Origin of the sequence: Streptomyces sp. NPDC127092 (genome assembly GCF_042722475.1) — a bacterium.
Lineage (GTDB): Bacteria > Actinomycetota > Actinomycetes > Streptomycetales > Streptomycetaceae > Streptomyces.
The window spans coordinates 1-846 of sequence record NZ_JBHXFE010000186.1 but is presented as its reverse complement, the minus strand read 5'-3'; the positions used below and the strand labels follow the sequence as shown (position 1 = coordinate 846).

At 66.2% G+C, this 846-nt stretch carries 1 protein-coding gene; it reads left to right on the top strand.

The window, feature by feature from the left end; genetic code table 11:
• Positions 1 to 275 precede the first annotated feature (275 nt).
• On the top strand, positions 276 to 846 hold a 571-nt coding region (locus ACFWJO_RS38665; RefSeq protein WP_386872886.1), incomplete at its 3' end, for a protein kinase.

Below are 846 nucleotides of genomic sequence, written 5' to 3'. Positions count from 1 at the left end.
TCGGATCGGATGCACGCCTCCGATCCATTGCCATCCGAAGGCCGGCCAGCGCTTCCCGGAGCCGCTCATCAGCTGAACAGACTTGCTCCCGTGGAACAGCGGAACCATGCGCCGCGACCGATTACCCGCGGATCCCGACCGAGTAAGCTGTGGGGCAACGAACGTATGCAGCCGCCTGTCGACGGGCACTCGTCCGGTAGACGACTGGGAAATCGGTGATGCAGGATGGACCAAGGGCGCGGCCTCCGCCTCCCAGGCCCAGGGCTGAGCGATCGATGATGGACCCGGATGGTTCCGCTCCCATCCGCGGTGCGTACCCCACGCTCAAGGCTGAACTCGAAGCCGAGGGCTTCGGGGAAGTGGAGGTGATCGGCCGCGGCGGGTTCGGGGTGGTATTCCGGTGCCGGGAGCCATCGCTCGACCGGGTCGTCGCCGTCAAGGTGCTGGGTTCGGGGCTCGACGAGGAGAATCGAGCGCGGTTTCTGCGTGAGCAGCGCGCGATGGGGCAGCTCTCCGACTTTGGTATTGCCCGTATCGAAGGCGGCTTCGAGACGGACTCCGGCGCGCTTACCGGTTCACCGGCATACACGGCCCCGGAAGTGCTTTCCGGCGAGTCTCCCAGCGTCGCATCCGATATCTATGGGCTCGGCGCAACCCTGTTCTCTCTCATCACCGGGCATGCGGCCTTCGAGCGCCGGTCCGGTGAACAGATCGTCGCCCAATTCCTGCGAATTACCGCCGAACAAGCACCGCGTTTGCCGTCCGCCGGCATCCCAGCCGACGTTCGCGCGGCGATCGAGACCGCGATGGCTCGGGATCCAGGCGCTCGTCCATGCACCGCAGCGG